This window comes from Flavihumibacter cheonanensis (genome assembly GCF_022352215.1).
Taxonomy (GTDB): Bacteria; Bacteroidota; Bacteroidia; order Chitinophagales; family Chitinophagaceae; genus Flavihumibacter; species Flavihumibacter cheonanensis.
The window spans coordinates 247,767-267,510 of sequence record NZ_JAKRWF010000003.1 but is presented as its reverse complement, the minus strand read 5'-3'; the positions used below and the strand labels follow the sequence as shown (position 1 = coordinate 267,510).

General features: G+C 42.7%; 12 protein-coding genes. 5 read left to right on the top strand and 7 right to left on the bottom strand.

Annotation, left to right across the window (positions count from 1 at the left end; all coding sequences use genetic code 11):
• Positions 1–7: 7 nt before the first annotated feature.
• From MD536_RS14985 to MD536_RS14970, 4 genes are all read right to left on the bottom strand, one after another.
• Positions 8–949 carry a toxin-antitoxin system YwqK family antitoxin gene (locus MD536_RS14985; RefSeq protein ID WP_239601552.1) on the bottom strand — a complete coding sequence of 314 codons (942 nt, stop codon included), beginning with the start codon at positions 947–949 and terminating at the stop codon, positions 8–10.
• A gap of 204 nt (positions 950–1,153) precedes the next feature.
• Positions 1,154–1,984 (bottom strand): hypothetical protein, encoded by an 831-nt coding sequence (locus MD536_RS14980; protein ID WP_239601550.1) that lies wholly within the window; start codon positions 1,982–1,984, stop codon positions 1,154–1,156.
• Positions 1,985–1,988: 4 nt separating this feature from the next.
• Positions 1,989–2,975, bottom strand: a complete 987-nt coding sequence (locus MD536_RS14975; protein WP_239601548.1) for a hypothetical protein — start codon at positions 2,973–2,975, stop codon at positions 1,989–1,991.
• Between the two features lie 12 nt (positions 2,976–2,987).
• Complete coding sequence (locus MD536_RS14970) at positions 2,988–4,475, bottom strand: rhomboid family intramembrane serine protease (protein WP_239601546.1); 1,488 nt, start codon at positions 4,473–4,475, stop codon at positions 2,988–2,990.
• Positions 4,476–4,726: 251 nt separating this feature from the next.
• Here MD536_RS14970 and MD536_RS14965 point away from each other — a divergent pair, with 251 nt between their 5' ends.
• Entirely contained in the window at positions 4,727–5,317 is a 591-nt protein-coding gene (locus tag MD536_RS14965; protein WP_239601545.1) for a hypothetical protein, read from the top strand.
• Positions 5,318–5,404: 87 nt separating this feature from the next.
• Here the strand turns inward: MD536_RS14965 and MD536_RS14960 are convergent, their stop codons facing one another.
• Both MD536_RS14960 and MD536_RS14955 read right to left on the bottom strand, forming a co-directional pair.
• A complete protein-coding gene (locus MD536_RS14960) occupies positions 5,405–6,508 on the bottom strand; it encodes a DUF2147 domain-containing protein (protein WP_239601543.1) in 1,104 nt (367 codons plus the stop codon).
• Positions 6,509–6,661: 153 nt separating this feature from the next.
• A complete protein-coding gene (locus MD536_RS14955) occupies positions 6,662–9,952 on the bottom strand; it encodes a S41 family peptidase (protein ID WP_239601542.1) in 3,291 nt (1,096 codons plus the stop codon).
• A gap of 116 nt (positions 9,953–10,068) precedes the next feature.
• Here MD536_RS14955 and MD536_RS14950 point away from each other — a divergent pair, with 116 nt between their 5' ends.
• Positions 10,069–10,557: a hypothetical protein gene (locus MD536_RS14950; protein WP_239601540.1), complete on the top strand. Its 489-nt coding sequence runs from the start codon at positions 10,069–10,071 to the stop codon at positions 10,555–10,557.
• On the opposite strand, the gene MD536_RS14945 is transcribed toward MD536_RS14950, so the two are convergent.
• Positions 10,536–11,534 carry a LacI family DNA-binding transcriptional regulator gene (locus tag MD536_RS14945; RefSeq protein WP_239601538.1) on the bottom strand — a complete coding sequence of 333 codons (999 nt, stop codon included), beginning with the start codon at positions 11,532–11,534 and terminating at the stop codon, positions 10,536–10,538. The two genes, MD536_RS14950 and MD536_RS14945, sit on opposite strands and share 22 nt — an antisense overlap.
• Before the next feature lie 296 nt (positions 11,535–11,830).
• On the opposite strand from MD536_RS14945, the gene MD536_RS14940 reads away from it, so the two are divergent.
• The 3 genes from MD536_RS14940 (at position 11,831) to MD536_RS14930 (ending at position 19,734) form a co-directional block, all read left to right on the top strand.
• A complete protein-coding gene (locus MD536_RS14940) occupies positions 11,831–14,815 on the top strand; it encodes a SusC/RagA family TonB-linked outer membrane protein (RefSeq protein WP_239601536.1) in 2,985 nt (994 codons plus the stop codon).
• Between the two features lie 21 nt (positions 14,816–14,836).
• Complete coding sequence (locus MD536_RS14935; protein WP_239601529.1) at positions 14,837–16,366, top strand: RagB/SusD family nutrient uptake outer membrane protein; 1,530 nt, start codon at positions 14,837–14,839, stop codon at positions 16,364–16,366.
• Positions 16,367–16,437: 71 nt separating this feature from the next.
• Positions 16,438–19,734 carry a VCBS repeat-containing protein gene (locus MD536_RS14930; RefSeq protein ID WP_239601526.1) on the top strand — a complete coding sequence of 1,099 codons (3,297 nt, stop codon included), beginning with the start codon at positions 16,438–16,440 and terminating at the stop codon, positions 19,732–19,734.
• Positions 19,735–19,744 lie beyond the last annotated feature (10 nt).

Sequence of the window (19,744 nt, the reverse complement as noted above, 5' to 3'; positions counted from 1 at the left end):
TTAAGGTTTACTTCCAATCGCTGTAAATATCAAACTTATCAAAAGCAATTTTCCCAAACTCTTTGGTGGTTTTTATATTCGTCTCCACCTTATCCAGGTCTGATGTATGATAACTGTCGCCGCCATCTTTATATAAATACCATTGTTTATCGTTTGTTGAATATTTAAAGGTGATGATTCTTGTCCAGCGCCAGGCGCTTCCGCCATAGTGCTCAATAGAGAAATAGCCTTTTTTGATTACAATCTGCATGTAAGGATCTCCCATCATTCCACCGCAGTTTACACAATACACCACATTGTCATTCCGGGCCGCGAGTGTAAAGCTCTCGTTTGCCTGGCCGATTAAAATCAACAGCGGTCTTTTTACTGTATGATCCACATCTTTTGCTATCGAGTCTTCCCCATTTATTTTCAACACCAATAGTTTATCAGGATATTTATCAAGATTTAAATCTCCTGTTGCGGAATCTAGTAGGTTGTAGCCCTCGGGGATAAATTTAGTAATGGAGTATTCTGCTGTATCTGAATCATTGTTCTTTTCTGCTGCTGCTTCCTTGTAATCTTTTGAATTGATTAGATGGCCTGCTTCATCATACTCCTGCCAGGTGCCGACCATTTTTGAACTATATTCTGATAAGATCACCGTATCTCTTATGGCTTCAGTTTCAATTCCTTGCCTTTCACCATTGATATATTGGCCTTCCTGTATTGATAATTGAGGCATAGATTTTTGTCTCCATATTAATCTACGTTCTCCATTTATATCTAAAGATTTCATATAAGAATATTCTATCCATAGTCCATACTTTTTACCATTTTTGATTTCATTTTGGCCATTAATAATTTGTCCATGTAAAAATGAATTTATTATTAAAATCAAAACTAAAATCAACACCACATTTAGTTTAGGTTGTTTTCTTCTTTTCTTCATAGCCAGGTTTATTTCCATGATTGTATCAAGATTTAGAATCAAATGCAGCAATTATATTCCAATTGATAGTCCATTTAAAGGAGGTAATTGTATGGGACCAATCCTAAAATTGAATGAGGATATGCCAGCTGTCAAAGACAGTAATTCAAATGTTCCTGAAAGAAAAAATACGCCTGTAAAAATGAGCGTCTTTTTGATATTTGTAAAATATAAGTAGGTAATTTATTGCCCACTTTCATTTGGAATGGATATGTTATCCATGAACCAGTTTAAAGTAATGCTATCAATACTCATGTATTCCCTTGGTAAATTACTCATTAATATGCCCTGATCTTTAGTGAAATGTATAGTTTCTTTACTTGTCTTTAAGAATGTTTTCTTTTCTGGATCCAATGGATATATATATTCAGTTGTATCCAATTGTATTCCGGACCACTTGAATTTGTATAGTCCAGCTTCTCCAGGGTGGCCATATGTTAAACCGCGAATTACTTTTTCTTTTGGATAAAATGTTGGATTTAGAAATTTATAGGCGGATGTAAAGCACCCGGTCTGTTTTTGGTATAGATAAACATGATAAACGTTGGCAAGACAGCAACCCGAAGATGGATAAGTGTGGATAATATAATCATTGTAAGAATCTCCATTAATGTCTCTGATAGTGTCATTAAGATAATTCAACTTCCATTCGGTTCTTTCTACAAGAAGTTTAAAATTATTAACTTCTGAACTGTAAATGGTTAATATCACCTCTGATGGAGTAGTCCTTCTAATTATTAAATGTTTACTATTTTCATCAAAGAGATACCCCATAGCTAATTCTGTTTTTATTTCCTTTGATGAGTCTTCTAATGTGTAATTAAATTCATATCTGAATGATGTTTTTGTTTTATTCTGATCTGCAATATCAAGGGCATCAGTCAGTACTTGATGTATGAGTATATTGTCTTGTTTCTTTATTTCATCTGATTCCTGCTGATCTGCCTGTTGAGGTTTCTCATTACAACAAATTATTGTTGATAATAGTGCATATAATGTAATAGTTGTTTTCACTTCCCTACTTTTCAAACTGTATCAACTCGCTATTATAATCTATCGTCACCTTGAAGTATTTCAGGAAAGATCCTCCAATCGCGCCTTTTACTACTTTGTCCATGCTGCCGATCATTCCTTTCGACCAGGCTTCATCCGGTCTTTTGGAGAACCATACTGGTCCCGCAACCATTGCACCCACTCTTATTTCGGGAACCTCTATCATATCAGCTCCATTTAATTCACCCTTCGGAATGAATCTCCAGTCCGGATGCTCCTGCCGCCATTGATCAAATATGCTTTTAGCTATGAATGATCCACCTATTGCATTTTCCGTGGTACCCAATTCTTTTTTGCCAGTAACTGATAGTAGAAACATCGCTCCGGTGTCAAATAAGAAATCAATCATTTTCTCATCTATCTCCAATTTCATGCTTGGATGTCCAAATAATTTATTTCCATTTTTGTCTTTTTTAAAGCCGAGTTGCTGTGTATTGACTTCAGATAAAGCTGGGTGCAACGGCGTATGTATATATAACTCTTTCGTTAAATAATTGAATGTCCAGGAGTAATTTATAAAGAAGAATTGTCCAAGGAATACATCATGCGGTGCTAGCCGCAAAAAATAGGATGATTCGGCATTGTCTTCCGGGACTTCAAAAAATGGCTCCTTTATACTTCCTTTGTAATAATTCGCTATTGCAGGATAAGGGATCTTGTCATTAGAATAGATGTCTGCTGCTTCTATGTACCGGGTGCTTTCACCTTTTATGGTTACCTGGCTGATAACATTTTCTAATCCGAATTTCTTTGCTGTTGCCTGGTACAGGGCTGTAAACCCGCCACCTGTATCACAATATCCCATTATAGTATCTCCGTTACTTGTTGGAATTTTCAGGAAGAAGTGGTCATTGATCAGTTCTGATGGAAGTAATTTTGGACTCGGTTCACCTGCTTTTTCCTGAGCCGACAGGTTTAGTCCTACCAGTAATAATAGGAGAATATTTTTCATGCTATAAGATTGTTATGGCTTCAACTGATCTCCTGCTATTTCTGAAATCAATTTCTCAATTTGTTGATTGTATGTCTGCATTTCCTGTTGGTATTGATTAGTATCCTGTTCTACCGCTTTATACATGGTTTCATAAGATTTGATCCGGACCTGGCAGTATTCTTTCAGTTTTTCGTTTCTTTTTTTAATAGCTTTCGGTAAATCTGCGTCATCAAAATTTTGCAATAATTGCAGGTTTTCGTTCCAGTAATACAGACCCCGATCCTTTATTTCGATAAGTATGGAATCTTTTGATGTTCCTTCCGGCAAATTAAATACTTCCAACGCCATTAGTTCCATTGATACAAATCGTTTCATCTCTTTTTCGTAATTGGCGATATCATTTGGAAGGGTTGTACAAATTGCAAAACCCGAAGCGGAAAGAACCAACAATAAAACTCCAATGGTAGCTGCTTTGAGACTTTTGTTCTCAAATGATTTTAAACTGGGAACAAATGAGTAACCAATTAATAACCCGCTTACCAATCCGCCTATATGTGCCGCATTGTCAATTCCGCTGTTTGGCCTCAGGCCATACACCAAATTATAGCCGATGTATATAATAATACTTGTCAATAATGTCTTCTGTTGTGTTTTTTCTATCAGGTTCGTAGTGAGTAATGCCAGAAATACCCCATACATTCCGAAAATGGCACCCGAGGCACCTGCGCTTATGGTGAGTTCATTCCACCATAAACTTGCCAGACTTGCAGCAATTCCGGTTATGAGATAAGCTGCCAGCATTCTGGTTTTTCCAAGGTAAGGCTCCAGTAACAAACCTATGTAGACTAATGCATACATGTTAAGTAAGAGATGTAATACCCCAATATGAACAAAACAGGATGTAAAGAGCCGCCAATACTGACCATCCAATGTATACGGACGGAAATTTGCACCCCAGAAAAGAAGTTCCTCGTTTTCCGGTTGAAAAATATTAACCCCCGACACCAGCATCAGGATGAATACAAGGATGTTAAAAATGATTAGTATCGGTGTTACGAAATAACCTTCGGTTGGTATAAAAATGGAAAAGAAGTTTTGGATGGTTGCTGGTTCTTTTGTTGCAAGCTCATCCGGATGTTCTTCATTTATCATATTCAGTTGTTGCTGTAATTCTTCCAGCTTGATGGTCATGTTCTCCTGGGAGAGGCTGGTTTTTTCAGCTTCTATTTGAGAAAGGAAAGCAGTTACATTTTTTTTATTTTTTCCCCAGTCAACCATCTGGTTCCCGGTGCAGGAACTTTGAATGATGGCTATTCCGTCCTCAATTTGCACACTGATTTCCTCTCCATAAGACCTCCAGGAGAAATTTGTAAAAGCAATTAGTCCATCTTCACTTAAAGCGAGTAGGTTCCAATTCAGTTTTTTGATTGCTTCTGTTGCGAGTACGATAAAACTTTTCTGATCAAGATTTTCCAGTGGATAATCCTGTTTGAATTTTGGGGTCAGTCCAATAGCCATAGTTTCTTTTGTTTCGGGTAATGCTTCGCCACCTGAGTCCCGGAGAGGGGTCAAAGGATAAGTTTGACAATATAGATATTCCCCTGGATTGATGCAAGTGACTGATTGTGATTCAATTGATTCAATTCAATCGGTTGATAATGCGCTGATTATTATTAGTTTATTAGATATTATACGTAGGATGTACGTAAGCATACTGAAAGATTAATGAAAGATGTGTTTATTTCTTATATTACACTAAATCAATATCTATGGCAATCGTACAGAACAATTTGCTCTTCCATAATTTCCATGGCAAGTTTGGAAAAAGCATGGTATTTCGGGTGGTGCGTGGTAAAACAATCGTCAGTAAATACCCCGATATGAGCCGAGTGGAGCGCTCCCCCGATCAAAAGGCCTATAATAATCTATTTCGGGAAGCAGTTCAACATGCAAAGTCTGAACTCATAGACCCAAACACCAAAGCAGCACTGTTGAATCGGATGAAAAGGAATCCCAAATTGAAGGATCGGAACCCTATGAATGTGTTGGTGTCTGAGTATTTAAGAGAACGTTCCTATATCATGTCCAGGGAGGAAGCCTCAATGCTGGTAGTACAATACAATCAAAAATACCAGTTGAACGAAAGACAATCGGCTGCACTGAAATTCCTTCTTATCTATGGGGAAATAAACAACACACTCTATTTACAGATCAATAAAGTTTCCCGACCAACCGCCACCCGTGATTTGGCAGATTTAGTCACAAAAGGTATCCTCCTTTCTAAAGGAAAAGGTCCGGCTACCAGCTATAAATTGCAGGATAAATTACTTGATGACTCAATTAACCTATTTAAAAATTGAATCAAACAGGCAGCATAATTGAATCAAAACAAGTTTTAATTGAATCAGAATTGAATCAAATCCGATGAATTGAATCAGCTAGCGCGTTCACTCTTTCAACAACTCCGGGTTTACCAGCCGGATCATCGCACTGCTTTGCTCATTGGCGAACAAACGGGCTTCATATCTCTTGTCACCCACAATCGCTACCATAAAGGAAGTGTTCGGGGGGATGCTTCCCAGGTTCTCGGCTACCATTACCAGCTCATTGTCCGCCTGCAGATCAGCCGCATTGATCTTAATCGTGTAAGCCTCCTCCGTCAACCGGATATTTTTGAATAATAACCTGCCATTCAGAAAAAGTGCGATGGAGTCACCATCCACCTGGGCATTGTCATAAAAACGTAGCTCAATTGTCTTGGCCGTGATAGGAATCACCGTTTGCAGGACATTCTTACGGGTTGTGAATTTCTTCTCCACCACATCTATGGGTGCACTTGCCACTGGAGCAGGAGCAGCAGTTGCCTCCACCGGAGCAGGAGTAGGGTTTGCAGCACCCGGCTCGGGAGCACTTACAGCAGGCGGAGGATTGCTCTTACCCGGAGCAACTATCACCATCACAGGTTTCATATTCTTCTCCTCAGGAAAATTCACTTTCGCCGTAATCTGTGATACACTATCAATCAGGATCGGATCATTACCCCCAACGAAGTAATTATCTATGATGAAATCCCACTCATCATTGAAGATAGGCTTTGACATTTTCTGGAGATGAACCTCCCCATTTTTACTGTTTTGTTTATCGCGACTGGAACTGGTGCCATCGAGGTACATTTCCTCGCCACCCGGACAATTAAAATCCGCAACCATCATCTGTGCACCGGCATCGGGCCTGAGTTGCATGATGCCCCCTGTGCCGTAATCATCCAGCAACATCTCATCCCACCAGATCACTGAATTGGTATTGGGATCAAAATGGCCGCGTAAACTGTAGCGTTTGTATTTGTTCTTCTTCTGATAATAATAGGCTACTCCTACTAACTCATCTCCTGATTTCACAATTTTCACTTCCGCCTGCTGCCCTTTGATCTTGCCCCTCCAAACACCCGTAATGGTTTGGGCATTTACACTGAAGGAAATAGAAAGAAACAGGAGCGCCATAAGACTGCAGAACAAAAAAGGGCGGCGACTGATTCCGGAGGAGTTCTTCATGTTGGATAATTTCACGCTCCAAACTAACGAAGGAATCCCCCAAAATCGTTCGCCACCCCTTATTTTTATCTTTCCCTTAAGGAAATCCATATTTTCACCTCTTCCCCTCTCACTCTTTCACCTTTCACTTTTCACCTTTCACTTGACCGAAGGTCAAAACCCCTTCTTTTCACCAATCGTCTTCAACATCTCCTTCACCGCTGCCTCTATCTGTGCATCCTTTCCATTCAGAAAATCCTCATACGATAATGGCACCCTGATATCCGGCTCCAATTGCAAATTCTCTGTTGGTCTTCCTTCTTTTCCAATGGTAGCAATCATAGGAATGCCAAACACAATGGTCGGATCGATCTGCTGCTCCCACCAAACTGCTGTACCGGTGCCAGGAACCGGCATGCCGATCAGTTTACCAACGCCCTGCTGCTTGTACACATAGGGGAAGATAAAGGCATCGGAATAGTTACCCTCACTCATTACCACACAACTGGGTTTGCTCCACCTGCCTGCCGGCTCTCCATCTTTCAGGCGATTGCCCTGGGGCGCAAAATCCAGGTACCGCTTGGCGCTCAGGAATGTCAGCAGGTCGTCGTGCAACCAGCCACCTCCATTAAAGCGGGTGTCCACAATCAGTGCTTCTTTGTCGCCATTCTTACCCAGAACTGCATCAAACGTGTTTCTGAAACTACCATCGTTCATGCCCTGCACATGCACATAGCCCACTTTACCGCCACTAAGTTTGTTCACCATCGCATCCATCTTCTTCACCCAGCGTTTGTACATCAGCGATGCTTCATCCTGGAAGCTGATCGGTTTGGTGGATTCCTCCCAGCGTTTGCCGGTTGCAGGATCATACAAACTGAGCAAGGTATTCTTCTCTGCTTTGCGATTCAGTAAAGCTGTCCAGTCGTTCTCCTGGCTGATGGCCACGCCATCAATCTTTTCGATCACCACACCCGCTTTTACTTTGCTTTCCGCACGATCCAGAGGGCCTCCTTCGATTACTTCTGTTACGATCAGTCCATTGCCACCCTTGCTTTCATCATAGAGCAGGCCGAGTGCAGCAGTGGCATCAGGGTTCTGCATTTGCGGACTATAACGTCCTCCTGTATGTGAAGCATTCAGTTCTCCCAACAGTTCACTGAGCAGTTCCTGGAAATCATAGTTATTGCTGATATGGGGCAGGAAACGTGCATAGTCTTTTTTCAGTCCCTCCCAATCAATGCCGTGTATCTTGGGATCATAGAATTTCTTCTGCACCTGTCTCCAGGCATGATCAAAAATATATTCACGCTCTGCTGCGGCATTTAAGACCATTTCGCCATCTATCGCAACCGGAGCAATCTTCCCTGCTTCATCAATCTTCACCAATGCACCGCGATTGGTTACAAACAGACTCTTACCATCCTTGCTCATCTGGATACCGCTGGGTGTACCTCCCAGTTTGGCCAGTATCTTGGTTTCTTTGGTACGCGGCTCTGTTACCCAAAGATCATAGCCTTTCTCAAAAGCCGCCAGGTAATAAATCTTGGAAGCATCCTTGTTCACTGCATAATCTGCAATAGAACTGGAATTAATGGTGAGCCTTGCCACCCTGTTCTCCAGATTCTCCAGCAATGGTGTCCACTTCGGTTTTTCCTCTTCAGGCGCCTTCACCTCCTTCTTCCCTTTCTTCCCTTCTCCCTTTCCTCCCTTCTCCATTACCCCCTCTTCCTTTTTTCCCTCTTCCTTTCCTCCATTCTTCCTCTCCTCCACCAACGCATACTCTTCCTTACTCAACTTAAACTTATCATAGAGGTCCTGGTCCAAAAATCCTGCATAAATATCCACTTCCCGGCTGCCCTGCATGGCCAGTGATTTCCGGCCTTCCTTGGAACTGGTCCAGAATACCGCTTTGCCATCCATGCCCCATTTGGAATTACCCTGACCAAAGCCACTCTTGATCGGGTGCTGAATACCTCCACTTCCATCGGCCTTGATCATAGCCATATTGTCGGAAAACATTTTGCCATCACTGTCGTCACTGATGATCCATTGACCATCCGGACTCCAATTAAAATCCCAGTCGCCATCTGCGTAGGAATAATTATGTCCAGTTGGTAACAGTGTGCGCGTTTTCTTTGTTGCGAGGTTATACACTTTCAACTGATTCCGTTCTGCTACATACGCAATCTCTTTGCCATCCGGAGAAAATTTCGGCTGGTATTCTTCTTCAGCAGTAGCAATCAGGGGCGTTTCATTAATCACAGTTGCAGCATAGAAATAAGGCTCTTCTGCGCGGGCAATTGTTGCCTGGTAAATATCCCAGTTATCATTGCGTTCAGCAGCATAAACCAGCGACTTGCCATCGGGACTCCATTGCACCATTCTTTCCTGCTGGGGTGTATTGGTGATGCGTTTGGTTTGTTTGCCTTCCACACTGGTTACAAAGATTTCACCGCGCGTTACAAAAGCAATTTCTTTTCCATTGGGAGATAAGGCAAATTGGGTCACATTGCCATTGATGGATACATTTTTAGTAACTCCTGCTCTGCCATCATTAAAGATCTGTACAGCCAGTTTTTTCGGTTGCTCACCCTCCTTCAGTGTATAGATCTCACCGTTGTAGGTATAACAGAGAGTATTGTCTTTACTTGCTGTTAAATGACGCACCGGGTGGCGATCCAATTTGGTGAGCTGTTGTTCCGCCATCCGGTTTAATACCGGCGCCTTGTAAATATTCTGGTTACCATTTTTTTCACTCAGGTAATAGATGAACTGATCATCGCTACTGAATACCGGCTCCCGATCCTCGCCTTCATAACCTGATATCTTACGGAAGGTATTGGAAGCTGTTTCCATTACCCAGATATCGCGGGTTACAGAAGAATTGTGATGCTTGCGCCAGGCATCTTCATATCCTTTCCGATCCTGGAATACGATCTGTGTGCCTTTGCTGTTATAGCGTGCAATATCCATTCCGGCTGAACTAAGCAGGATATTACGTCCACCTGTAACCGAAACGGAATATAAATTCTGAAACAAACGCGGACTGTAAAACCGGATATTCTCTGCTGGAATATTCCTTGAACTGCCAAATAGTACCTGTTTGTTGTCAGGAGAAAAATCAAATGGAAAATCAGGTGAACTGTGATGAGTTAAACGCACAGGTGCTCCACCTGTTGCAGGCATTACAAATACATCGAAGTTGCCATAACGGTCAGATGCAAACGCAATGCTTTTACCATCCCTGCTCCAGACAGGCATCATGTCCTGTGCCTCGTGAATGGTGAGCGGGATGGCAACTCCGCCGGCTGCATCCACGCGGTAGATATCACCTTTGTAACCAAAGGCAATGGTTTTGCCATCCGGACTAATACTGGGATACCGCATCCAGAGCGGATTTTCCTGGGCCTGCAAACCTGTCCCAAGCAGGCAGACCAACAAAGCCTTATACATGTATTTCATACTACAGCTGTTTAGATCCTTAAAGTTAAGGATGGATCAATTGCATGCGCCCCATGTTTAAACAAAGCAATTTCAATTGCCCCGATTGATGGAATTTTAATACAAATGATTTTGATATGGCAACACCTGGAATGGTATTAATTGATGCTCTGCGGAAAACTGCTTCGAATCTGAAGAACGGTGCTTATTATGCCTGGGGCCATCATGGCGGATGCAATTGCGGTAACCTCCTGCAGGTGGTTACCCAGCTCAGTAAGGAAGAGATCCTTCAGTATGCACATACGGGAGTAGGGGAGTGGACGGAAATTGCGGAGGAGTATTGCTCGGTAACCAGTGTTCCACTGGGACTCATGATGACCAAGTTGCAGGAGATCGGGCTCACCCCCACGGATATTCATAATATAGAATACCTGGAAGACCGGGATGTGTTGAATTCCTTGCCTGGAGGTTTTAGATGGCTGAAACGCAACCAGCGGGAAGATGTGATCCTCTATTTTGAAGCCTTCGCCAACCTGCTGGAAGAAAAGCTACTGCAACAGGTTCCGGTGGAAGCTCTTTTAAAGGAATCCATGAACACCCCGGTTCAAGAGGCGCTGACCACCTGAACCTCCATATAATGTGTTTCGGGAACAATGGGTAGTTGCCGGATTAGCTGAAAAAGCAAAGCTGCTGCAGCCTGGCCCATTTCAAATCCTGAAGTGCGCACATAAGGAAATTCAAAGGGCAGGTACCGGGGGAGTTCTCCATCGCTGATAGCAGCCAGGTGGAGCTCCTCTGGGATCCGTACCTTACTCTTATATAAAACAGGCAGGATGCCGGAAAGCAGCTCATCACTCATTACAAATAGTCCGGCTGGCCGGGCCAGAGATTCCCAGGCTTTCAGTAATTGATCACCTGCTTCTTTTGGATCGTCGGTAATTACGCGCTGAACGCAGTCCTCGGGCCAGTTGTGTTGGCGCAGTGTTTCATTAAACCCTTCCAGCCGGTCCTCGGTAATAGAAAGCCGGGTATCGGCAAACACCCCCATGATACGCGAATCTGCTGGCAGCGGGGCAATCAATTGCTCTACAGCCAGGGAAGCAGCTTCCTTACCAGGCATCACTACCTGATGAGCCAGGGAGTTTTGAACAACCTTATCGAAAAATACAATCGGCACTCCGGCAGCCATCAGTTCCTGGAAATGTTCGATATCGTGGCTCTGGCGGGATAGGGATACCAGCACGCCATCCACCCCCATATTGGCGCAGATTTCGGCGTTTTCAATTTCCCGGTCGAGACTGTCATTGGAGTGGAGGACCAATAAGTTATAACCTTTGGCGTGGGTTGCTTCTTCTACTGCCTTAATCAGGGAAGGGAAGAAAAAGGAGGCGATTTCGGGAATAATGAGGCCAATGGTATGGCTGCTGCCCCGGCGGAGGTTGATCGCCATCAGGTTTGGCTTATAGCCCATTTTTTCGGCCAGTTGTTTGATTTCCTGCCGCAGGGAGGCACTGACATCGGGATGGTCGCGCAGGGCTCTGGAAACCGTGGAGGGGTTGATGTTCAGCTTTCTGGCGATATCTTTTATTGTAATACGGGCCACAAAAATGTTATTATTTGATAAAAACTAGTTAATTTTAACTCAATATGTATTTTTTACACAACAAACGTTTGCGAAACCGTTTGCAGGTTAAAAGGTAAAAAAACATTGATAAAAAGTTGGAATTTGATTGCTGTTAGGCGTTGTTGAAACCAGTTTAAAAAGTTGAAGCAGCGTTCAGACATTAATGATTGCCTATAAAAGACCGGGGTTGTGCCCGGAATTTTGGGGGTGGGGTTTAAAAAGTTTTATATCAAAATCAATATAAAAACCGTCACGAAAACCAAAACACAACAACTATGACTGTTGCATTGCCACGCTGGGTAAGAGGCCTTTCTATCCTCTTGCTTTGTATGTTCCTCGGCTCCTCTATACAGGCCCAGGAAAGAGTTATTACAGGTAAAATCACCGATTCAAAAGAAGGGACACCAATTATTGGGGCTACGGTTACCGTAAAAGGAACAACCATTGCAACCTCTACAGAGCCAGATGGTACTTTTCGTTTGGGTGGTGTACCAGCCGATGCCAAAACACTGGTAATTACTTCGGTTGGATTTGCTACAAGGGAAGTAGCCATTACAGGAGATCAAATCAACGTAACCCTCACTGCATCTGAAGCTGATTTAGGTGAAGTGGTGGTGGTAGGTTATGGTACCGCGCGTAAAAAAGACCTTACCGGTGCTGTTGCATCTGTAAAGGCAAAAGATTTTAACAAAGGCGTTGTTACAGCGCCTGATCAATTATTACAAGGTAAAGTAGCAGGTGTGCAGATCCTGAATAATTCCGGAGCACCTGGTGCTGCTACTACGGTACGTATCCGTGGTAACTCTTCTATCCGTTCAGGTAACCAGCCTTTGTATGTAATTGATGGGGTTGCGCTTGACGGACGTACTGCTCGTCCTGGTATCAATGCCGGTGGAGTTGGTACGATTCCAGGAAGTAACCCGCTCAACTTTATCAACAACAATGACATCCTTTCCATGGAAGTGTTGAAAGACGCTTCTGCAGCTGCGATTTATGGTTCTCGTGGTGCAAATGGTGTTATCATTATTACCACCAGAAAAGGAAGTACTGGTCAGCAGGTGGATGTGAATGCCTCTGTAGGTGTGAGCAGCCTGATGCGCCGCCTCGAGGTATTGGACGGTAATGAATACCGTGCAGCGCTGGACAAGTATGGATTGACTACTGGTGATTATGGCGACAATGTGGATGCTATGGATGCTATCACCCGTACTGCTTTCACACAGAATTACAGCATTGGTGTATCTGGTGGCAATGACAGAGGAAAATATCGCATTTCTGCAAGTTACCTGAATCAGGATGGTATCATTCTGAAGTCTAATTTCAAAAAATATACAGCGGGTATCAATGGTTCATTCAAGTTCCTTGAGAACAAAAGACTGGGACTTGATTTCAACGTAACAGTTGGTCACAATACGGAAAACGCAGCACCCATTTCCAATGATGCCGGTTTTACCGGAAGCATTGTTGGTCAGGCTCTGCAGTGGAATCCAACCCATCCTTTGCGTTTCCGCGGCTCTAATGGTGCAGATTCACTGTTTATTATCCCTCAATTTGGTAGCACTTCTATTAACCCGTTAGTAATGTCTGCTGCCTGGGATGATATCTCCAATACTACGAACGTACTGGCCTATGTAGCGCCTTCATATAATATTGCGAAAGGGTTAGATTATCGTTTCTTGTACAGTATTAACCACCAGGTGAGTGATCGTAAAAACCAGATTCGCAGTTACCTGAACCTGGAAAACATTCAAAACCGTGGTTTGGCTAACCAGGCTGGCGGTACATTGACTACTACCCAGATGACACATACCTTAAACTACATTAAGGAGTTCAGTGATAATATCACCGTGACAGCCCTCGGTGGTTATGAATACATGAAATTCCGTTTCCTTGGTAATGGTTTATTTGGTCAGGACTTTGCGAATGTTAGTACGCCGTACTACAATTATATGCAGTACACTACGCAAGGCTCCCGCCAGATTTACTCTTTCGACCAGACAACTGAATTGCAGTCTTATTTCGCAAGAGCAATTATCAACTTTAAAGATCGTTACATTTTTACGGGAACTTTCCGTGCAGACGGTTCTAGTAAGTTTGGTACGAATAATAAGTATGGTTATTTCCCATCACTGGCACTTGCCTGGAATATTCACAACGAAGCATTCATGCAAGGGCAAAATATTTTTGATCAGCTGAAATTCAGAGCAAGCTGGGGTACTACCGGTAACCAGGAATTCCCTGCATTTGCTTCTCAGGAAACATATACTGCAGGTCAACAATCCTTCAGCCGTGCTACCCTTGAAAATAAAGACTTGAAATGGGAAACTTCTACCACTATCAACCTGGGGTTGGATTTCTCTATTGCTAAAGGAAAGCTCTTTGGTTCAGTTGATTATTTTAACAAAAAGACCACCGATATACTTTTTGACCGAGATTTAGCTGATCCTGTTCCGGTAGGTTCTGCTTCAACCTGGGTGAACCTTCCCGGAGAGATCATCAACTCTGGTGTGGAAGTAATGTTGAATTACCTGATCGCTAAGAATACCAACTTCTCCTGGGATTTCGGTGTCAACGCTACTTTCCTGAATAACAAGATCACCGGATTCGGGGACCTGGTAATTCCAACCGGTGCATTGAGTGGTCAGGGTATCTCTGGTACAAATATTCAGCGTTTCGTAAACAACCGTCCGTTGAATGTGTATTATTTAAGGCAATTCACAGGAATTGATCGTGATGGTCAGGCAGGATTAGTAGATGGTGGAGCTTCTTTCTTCTATCTCGGAGATCCTAACCCAAATATGCTGTTAGGTCTTACTACCAATATTGGTTACAAGAAGTTCAACCTGGAAATCAGCATGAATGGTGCTTTTGGTCATGAACTCTATAACAACACAGCAAATACCGTACTGCCAATCAACAACCTGGGTACACGGAATATCGCGAAGGATTTGGCGAATATGGATCCTGCTGAGGCATTGTCCAGCCCAATCACAGCTTCATCCCGATACCTGGAAAAAGGTGATTATATGAAATTGACCAACGCAACACTTTCTTACAGACTGGGTAATCTTGGATCTGTTGTAAAGAATGCCAATTTGTTCCTGACAGGGCAGAACCTGTTTGTAATCACCAACTTCTCCGGATTTGATCCAGAAGTAAACGTGGATAAGAATGTAGCTGGTCGTCCTTCATTCGGTATCGAATACATTCCATACCCAACTGCAAGGAATATAATTCTTGGACTTAATTTTTCTTTTTAATTCAAACAATTTTTGAGCCGTATGAAATATAAATTAATTCTAACCGCTTTCATGGTCTCCTCGCTTTTCAGTTGTACAAAACTGGAAGAGCCGGTTGATTCCGCAATCACCGGAGACCAGGCAGATGAGTTATTTGGTGGCTCCAATTCTGCACCCCCGGATATTAGTGCGTTATTGGAAGGTGCTTATCTATCAACTCGTACGCCGTACCAGGATCAGTCACGTGTTTGGGCTGCAATGGAACACACAACGGATGAAGTAATCGGACCTACAAGAGGTGGTGACTGGGATGACAATGGAGTGTGGCGTGTATTACACAGCCATCAGTGGGATGCAGATCATGCCTTCCTGGCAGATACCTATCGTGATTTGGGAAGAATTGTGTTTGCAACAACTGACCTCCTGAAATTCAACCCAACTCCGGCACAGGCTGCAGAAGCCCGTTTCCTGAGAGCTTTCGCCATGTTTACTATTCTGGATGGCTGGGACCAGGTTCCTTATCGTGAAGTAAATGGTACACTGAATGATTTACCACAAGTGCGTAAAGGAACAGAAGCCTTGGACTATATCATGTCTGAATTGACAGAAATATTGCCCAATCTTCCGGTATCTCCAAATTACAAGGCCAACAGAGATGCAGCAAAAGTGCTGATGATGAAATGCCTTCTTAACAAAGGTGTGTATGCAGACCGTGCCAATCCAACATTTGCTGCTGCGGATATGGAAGCAGTAATTGACCTGGCAGATGAATTAATCAATAGCGGACGTTATTCGCTGGAAGCAAATTTCTTTGACAACTTCGCTCCAAACAATGCGACTATTTCAAGCGAAAACATCTGGACAGCAGAAAACCGTGGTGGAAACAGCAGTGGTAACGTACGTTTTCATTGGTTCTGTACGCTTCACTACAACAACAACCCCAGTGGTTGGAATGGTTTCACTACTCTTTCTGATTTTTATGACAAGTTTGAAGCAAACGATACCCGCCGTGGTGCATCTTATCCTGGCATGACCAATGTATCAGGATTAAGAGTAGGTTTCCTGGTTGGTCAGCAATTTGATCAGAATGGTGTTGCTCTAAAAGACAGAAGAGGTAATAATCTTGCCTTCACACGTGAAGTAAAATTGAAAGAAACCGGAAACGACCTGGAAATCACTGGTATTCGTGTTATCAAATACCCAATCGATTATGCATCTGGTGATAACGTTGACAACGATTTCGTTTACTTCCGGTACTCCGATGTATTGCTGATGAAAGCAGAAGCCCTTCTTAGAACCAACAATGCAGGAGGTGCGCTGACTATTGTGAACAATATCCGTACTACAAGAGGCGCTTCTACCCTGGGTTCTGTGAACCTGGATCAGTTGCTGGATGAAAGAGGTCGCGAGCTTTATTACGAAGGCTGGAGAAGAAATGATATGATCCGCTTCGGTAAATTCCTTGGAACCTGGCAGGAAAAAGCAGCTTCTGGTCCTGAGCGTCTGATCTTCCCGATTCCCAACCGCTCACTGGCTGCGAATCCCAATTTGACTCAGAACCCCGGCTATTAATTTTTAGTATCTTGCAAATAAGTAAGAGGTCATTAGTAATAATGACCTCTTATCGTTTATTGAAATACATTATGGTTAAATGGATTACTGCCTTCCTTGGTTTAGCGCTTCTGACATCCTGTGGATCCGAACCTCAAAAACCAGGTTTGTTTACCCTGATGGAAAAAACCGGGATTGATTTTGTAAATGAAGTCAGTGATACCAAAGACTTCAACATATTCAGCTATCGAAATTTTTATAACGGGGGTGGTTGTGCCATCGGCGATATCAATAATGATGGATTGGCCGATGTCCTGTTTACTTCCAATATGGGAGAGAACAAACTTTATCTGAATAAAGGCAACTGGAATTTCGAAGACATTACAGACAAAGCAGGAATTGCTGAAGCCGGTAAATGGAGTACCGGTGTGGTGATGGTAGATATTAATGCCGACGGGCTTCTCGATATTTATATCTGTAATGCCGGATATCAGAAAGGTATGCGGCAGGAGAATGCTCTCTTCATCAATAAAGGGGATCTTAGTTTTGAAGAATCCGCAAAAGCATACGGATTGGACAATGATGGCTATACCACCCACGCTGCTTTTTTTGATTATGACCTGGATGGTGACCTCGATTGTTTCATTCTGAATAATAGTTTCATTCCTGTTAATACACTCAATTATTCTAACAAACGGGAATTAAGAGCGAAAGACTGGCCGGTTGCTGATTTTCTCAAAGGAGGAGGTTCTTTCCTATTGCGCAACGATAATGGAAAGTTTGTGGATGTAAGTGAAGCAGCCGGTATCTATGGCAGCCTGATTAGTTTTGGTTTGGGTGTAACCGTTGGTGATATAAATGGCGACAGCTATCCAGATATCTATGTGTCTAATGATTTTTTTGAACGGGATTATCTCTATATCAATAATAAACAGGGAGGCTTTAGCGAAGAGCTAGAAAAACGTATGCAGCATATCAGCCATTCTTCCATGGGTGCTGATATGGGTGATATCAACAATGACGGACTGCCTGATATCTTTGTTACCGAGATGCTGCCAGATGATGAATTCCGGCTGAAAACTACTACCTCATTCGAGCAGATTGAAGTACAGCTGCTCAAACAGCGATCCGGTTTTTATAACCAGTTCATGCAAAATACCCTGCAGGTAAATGCAGGTAACGGACAGTTTCTGGAAACAGGCTATTATAGTGGAGTAGCTGCATCCGACTGGAGTTGGGGTGGATTGCTTTTTGACGCGGATAATGATGGCCGCAATGATCTCTATATCTGCAATGGCATATTCAGAGATGTAACGGATCAGGATTTCATCAATTTCTTTGCCAATGAAGTGATACAAAATATGGTGATAACCGGCCAGAAAGAAGAAATTGATCAGATCATTGAAAAAATGCCATCCAATCCGATTCCAAACAAGATGTTTCGGAATACAGGTAACTGGAAATTTCAGTCGGTGGAAAAGGATTGGGGATTATCCAAACCTTCTTTCTCCAATGGCGCAGCTGTTGGCGACCTGGATAATGATGGCGACCTGGATCTCATTGTAAACAATGTAAACCAGCCAGCTTTTATTTATCGTAATAATTCAACCGAACAGAATAAATCGGCTTTTATTACATTCCAATTACAGGATACTGGTAAGAATAAATTTGCTATTGGTTCTAAAATCCTGCTCTACCAGGGAACAGAAAAACAATTACGCGAACTGGTCCCTACCCGCGGCTTTCAATCCTCAGTTGATTATACATTGCATTTTGGATTGGGAGAAAAAGCCATTGATTCCGTATATGTGATTTGGCCTGGCGGTGAAACAGAAAAGATTACGAGTTTTAAACCAAATCAACTCAATAAATTAAATCGAGGTTCGGATACTAAGTCAGTACTTCATCAGGTTGTATTTACACCAGCCTTATTCAGTTTTGTAGATTCTTTGCAATTCGACAAACATCAGGAAGATGAGTATGTCGATTTTTACAATGAGCGAAATATTCTCTGGATGAATTCGAGGGATGGCGCACAGGTTGCAAAAGCAGATGTGAATGGAGATGGATTGGAAGATATTTATATCGGAGGAGCAGCAAAACAAGCGGGACAACTGTATCTGCAAACGATTACTGGTTTTAAGAAATCACTGCAGCCGGTATTTGAAGCTTATAAAGATTGGGAGGATGTAGCTGTAGTATTCATGGATGCGGACGGTGATGGTGATGCGGATCTGGTTATCGGTTCTGGAGGTAATAACCAGGTTTTGCAAAGTCATAAACTGGATCATCGGGTATACCTGAACGATAGTAAGGGAAATTTTACTGCGGTTCCTAATGCTTTTCCGGTAAATGGTATGAATATTTCAGTAATGGTACCTGTGGATATCGATGGAGATGGCGACTTGGATCTCTTTGCAGGTGCCAAATCCATTCCATATCAATATGGTGTTCCGGCATCCAGTCAATTGCTGTTAAATAATGGAAACGGAATATTTGAATTGTACCGACTAAACGGAAAAAATCCATTTGATTCAATTGGAATGGTAACCGCCGCTGTTGGTGCTAATATCAGCGGTGATTCAAAAAAGGAACTTGTGCTGGTAGGAGAATGGATGAATCCCCTGATATATGAATGGAAAGAAAATAAACTTTCTCCAATAAATGGTTACTTTGACAACCTCTCAGGCTGGTGGCAGAGCATAGCTGCTGCAGACCTGGATGGGGACGGAAGGGATGAACTGGTACTCGGTAATGTTGGCGATAACTTTTACCTCCGTGCGGATAGTCTGCATCCTGTAAAAATCTGGTACAACGATTTTGATGAGAACGGTACCGCTGAAAATATCATCACAAGAACTATTGCCGGAAAGGATATGCCGGTATTCATGAAAAGAGAGTTGACGGAACAAATTCCCGGATTGAAAAAACAGAACCTGCGCAATGAACAATTTGCAACCAAATCCATACAGGATTTATTCGATGCGGCAGTAATTAATGCCTCGGTTATGAGATCTGTCAATTATACCAAATCCTGCATTGCGTTTTTGGGAGAGAAAGAAGTGCGTTCTATAGTGCCGCTTGATTTCCGTGTGCAATTATCTTCAGTACATGCCATCCGCATCTTGGATATTAATAAAGATTCAAAACCTGACCTGGTACTGGGTGGCAATATGTTATGTCTGCAACCTCAGTTTGGTCAGTTGGATGCCAGTTTTGGACATGTATTACTGAATGAAGGGAGTGGACAATTCCGGTATCTTGGTCCTGCTGAATCCGGATTTTTTGTAAAAGGTGCGATTCGGGATATGGAAGTTTTAAGTACGAAAAAAGAGAATTCACTCTTGGTTACACGAAACAATGCTCGTCCGGTTTTATTCCGGTTTTAAGTAGAGGTAT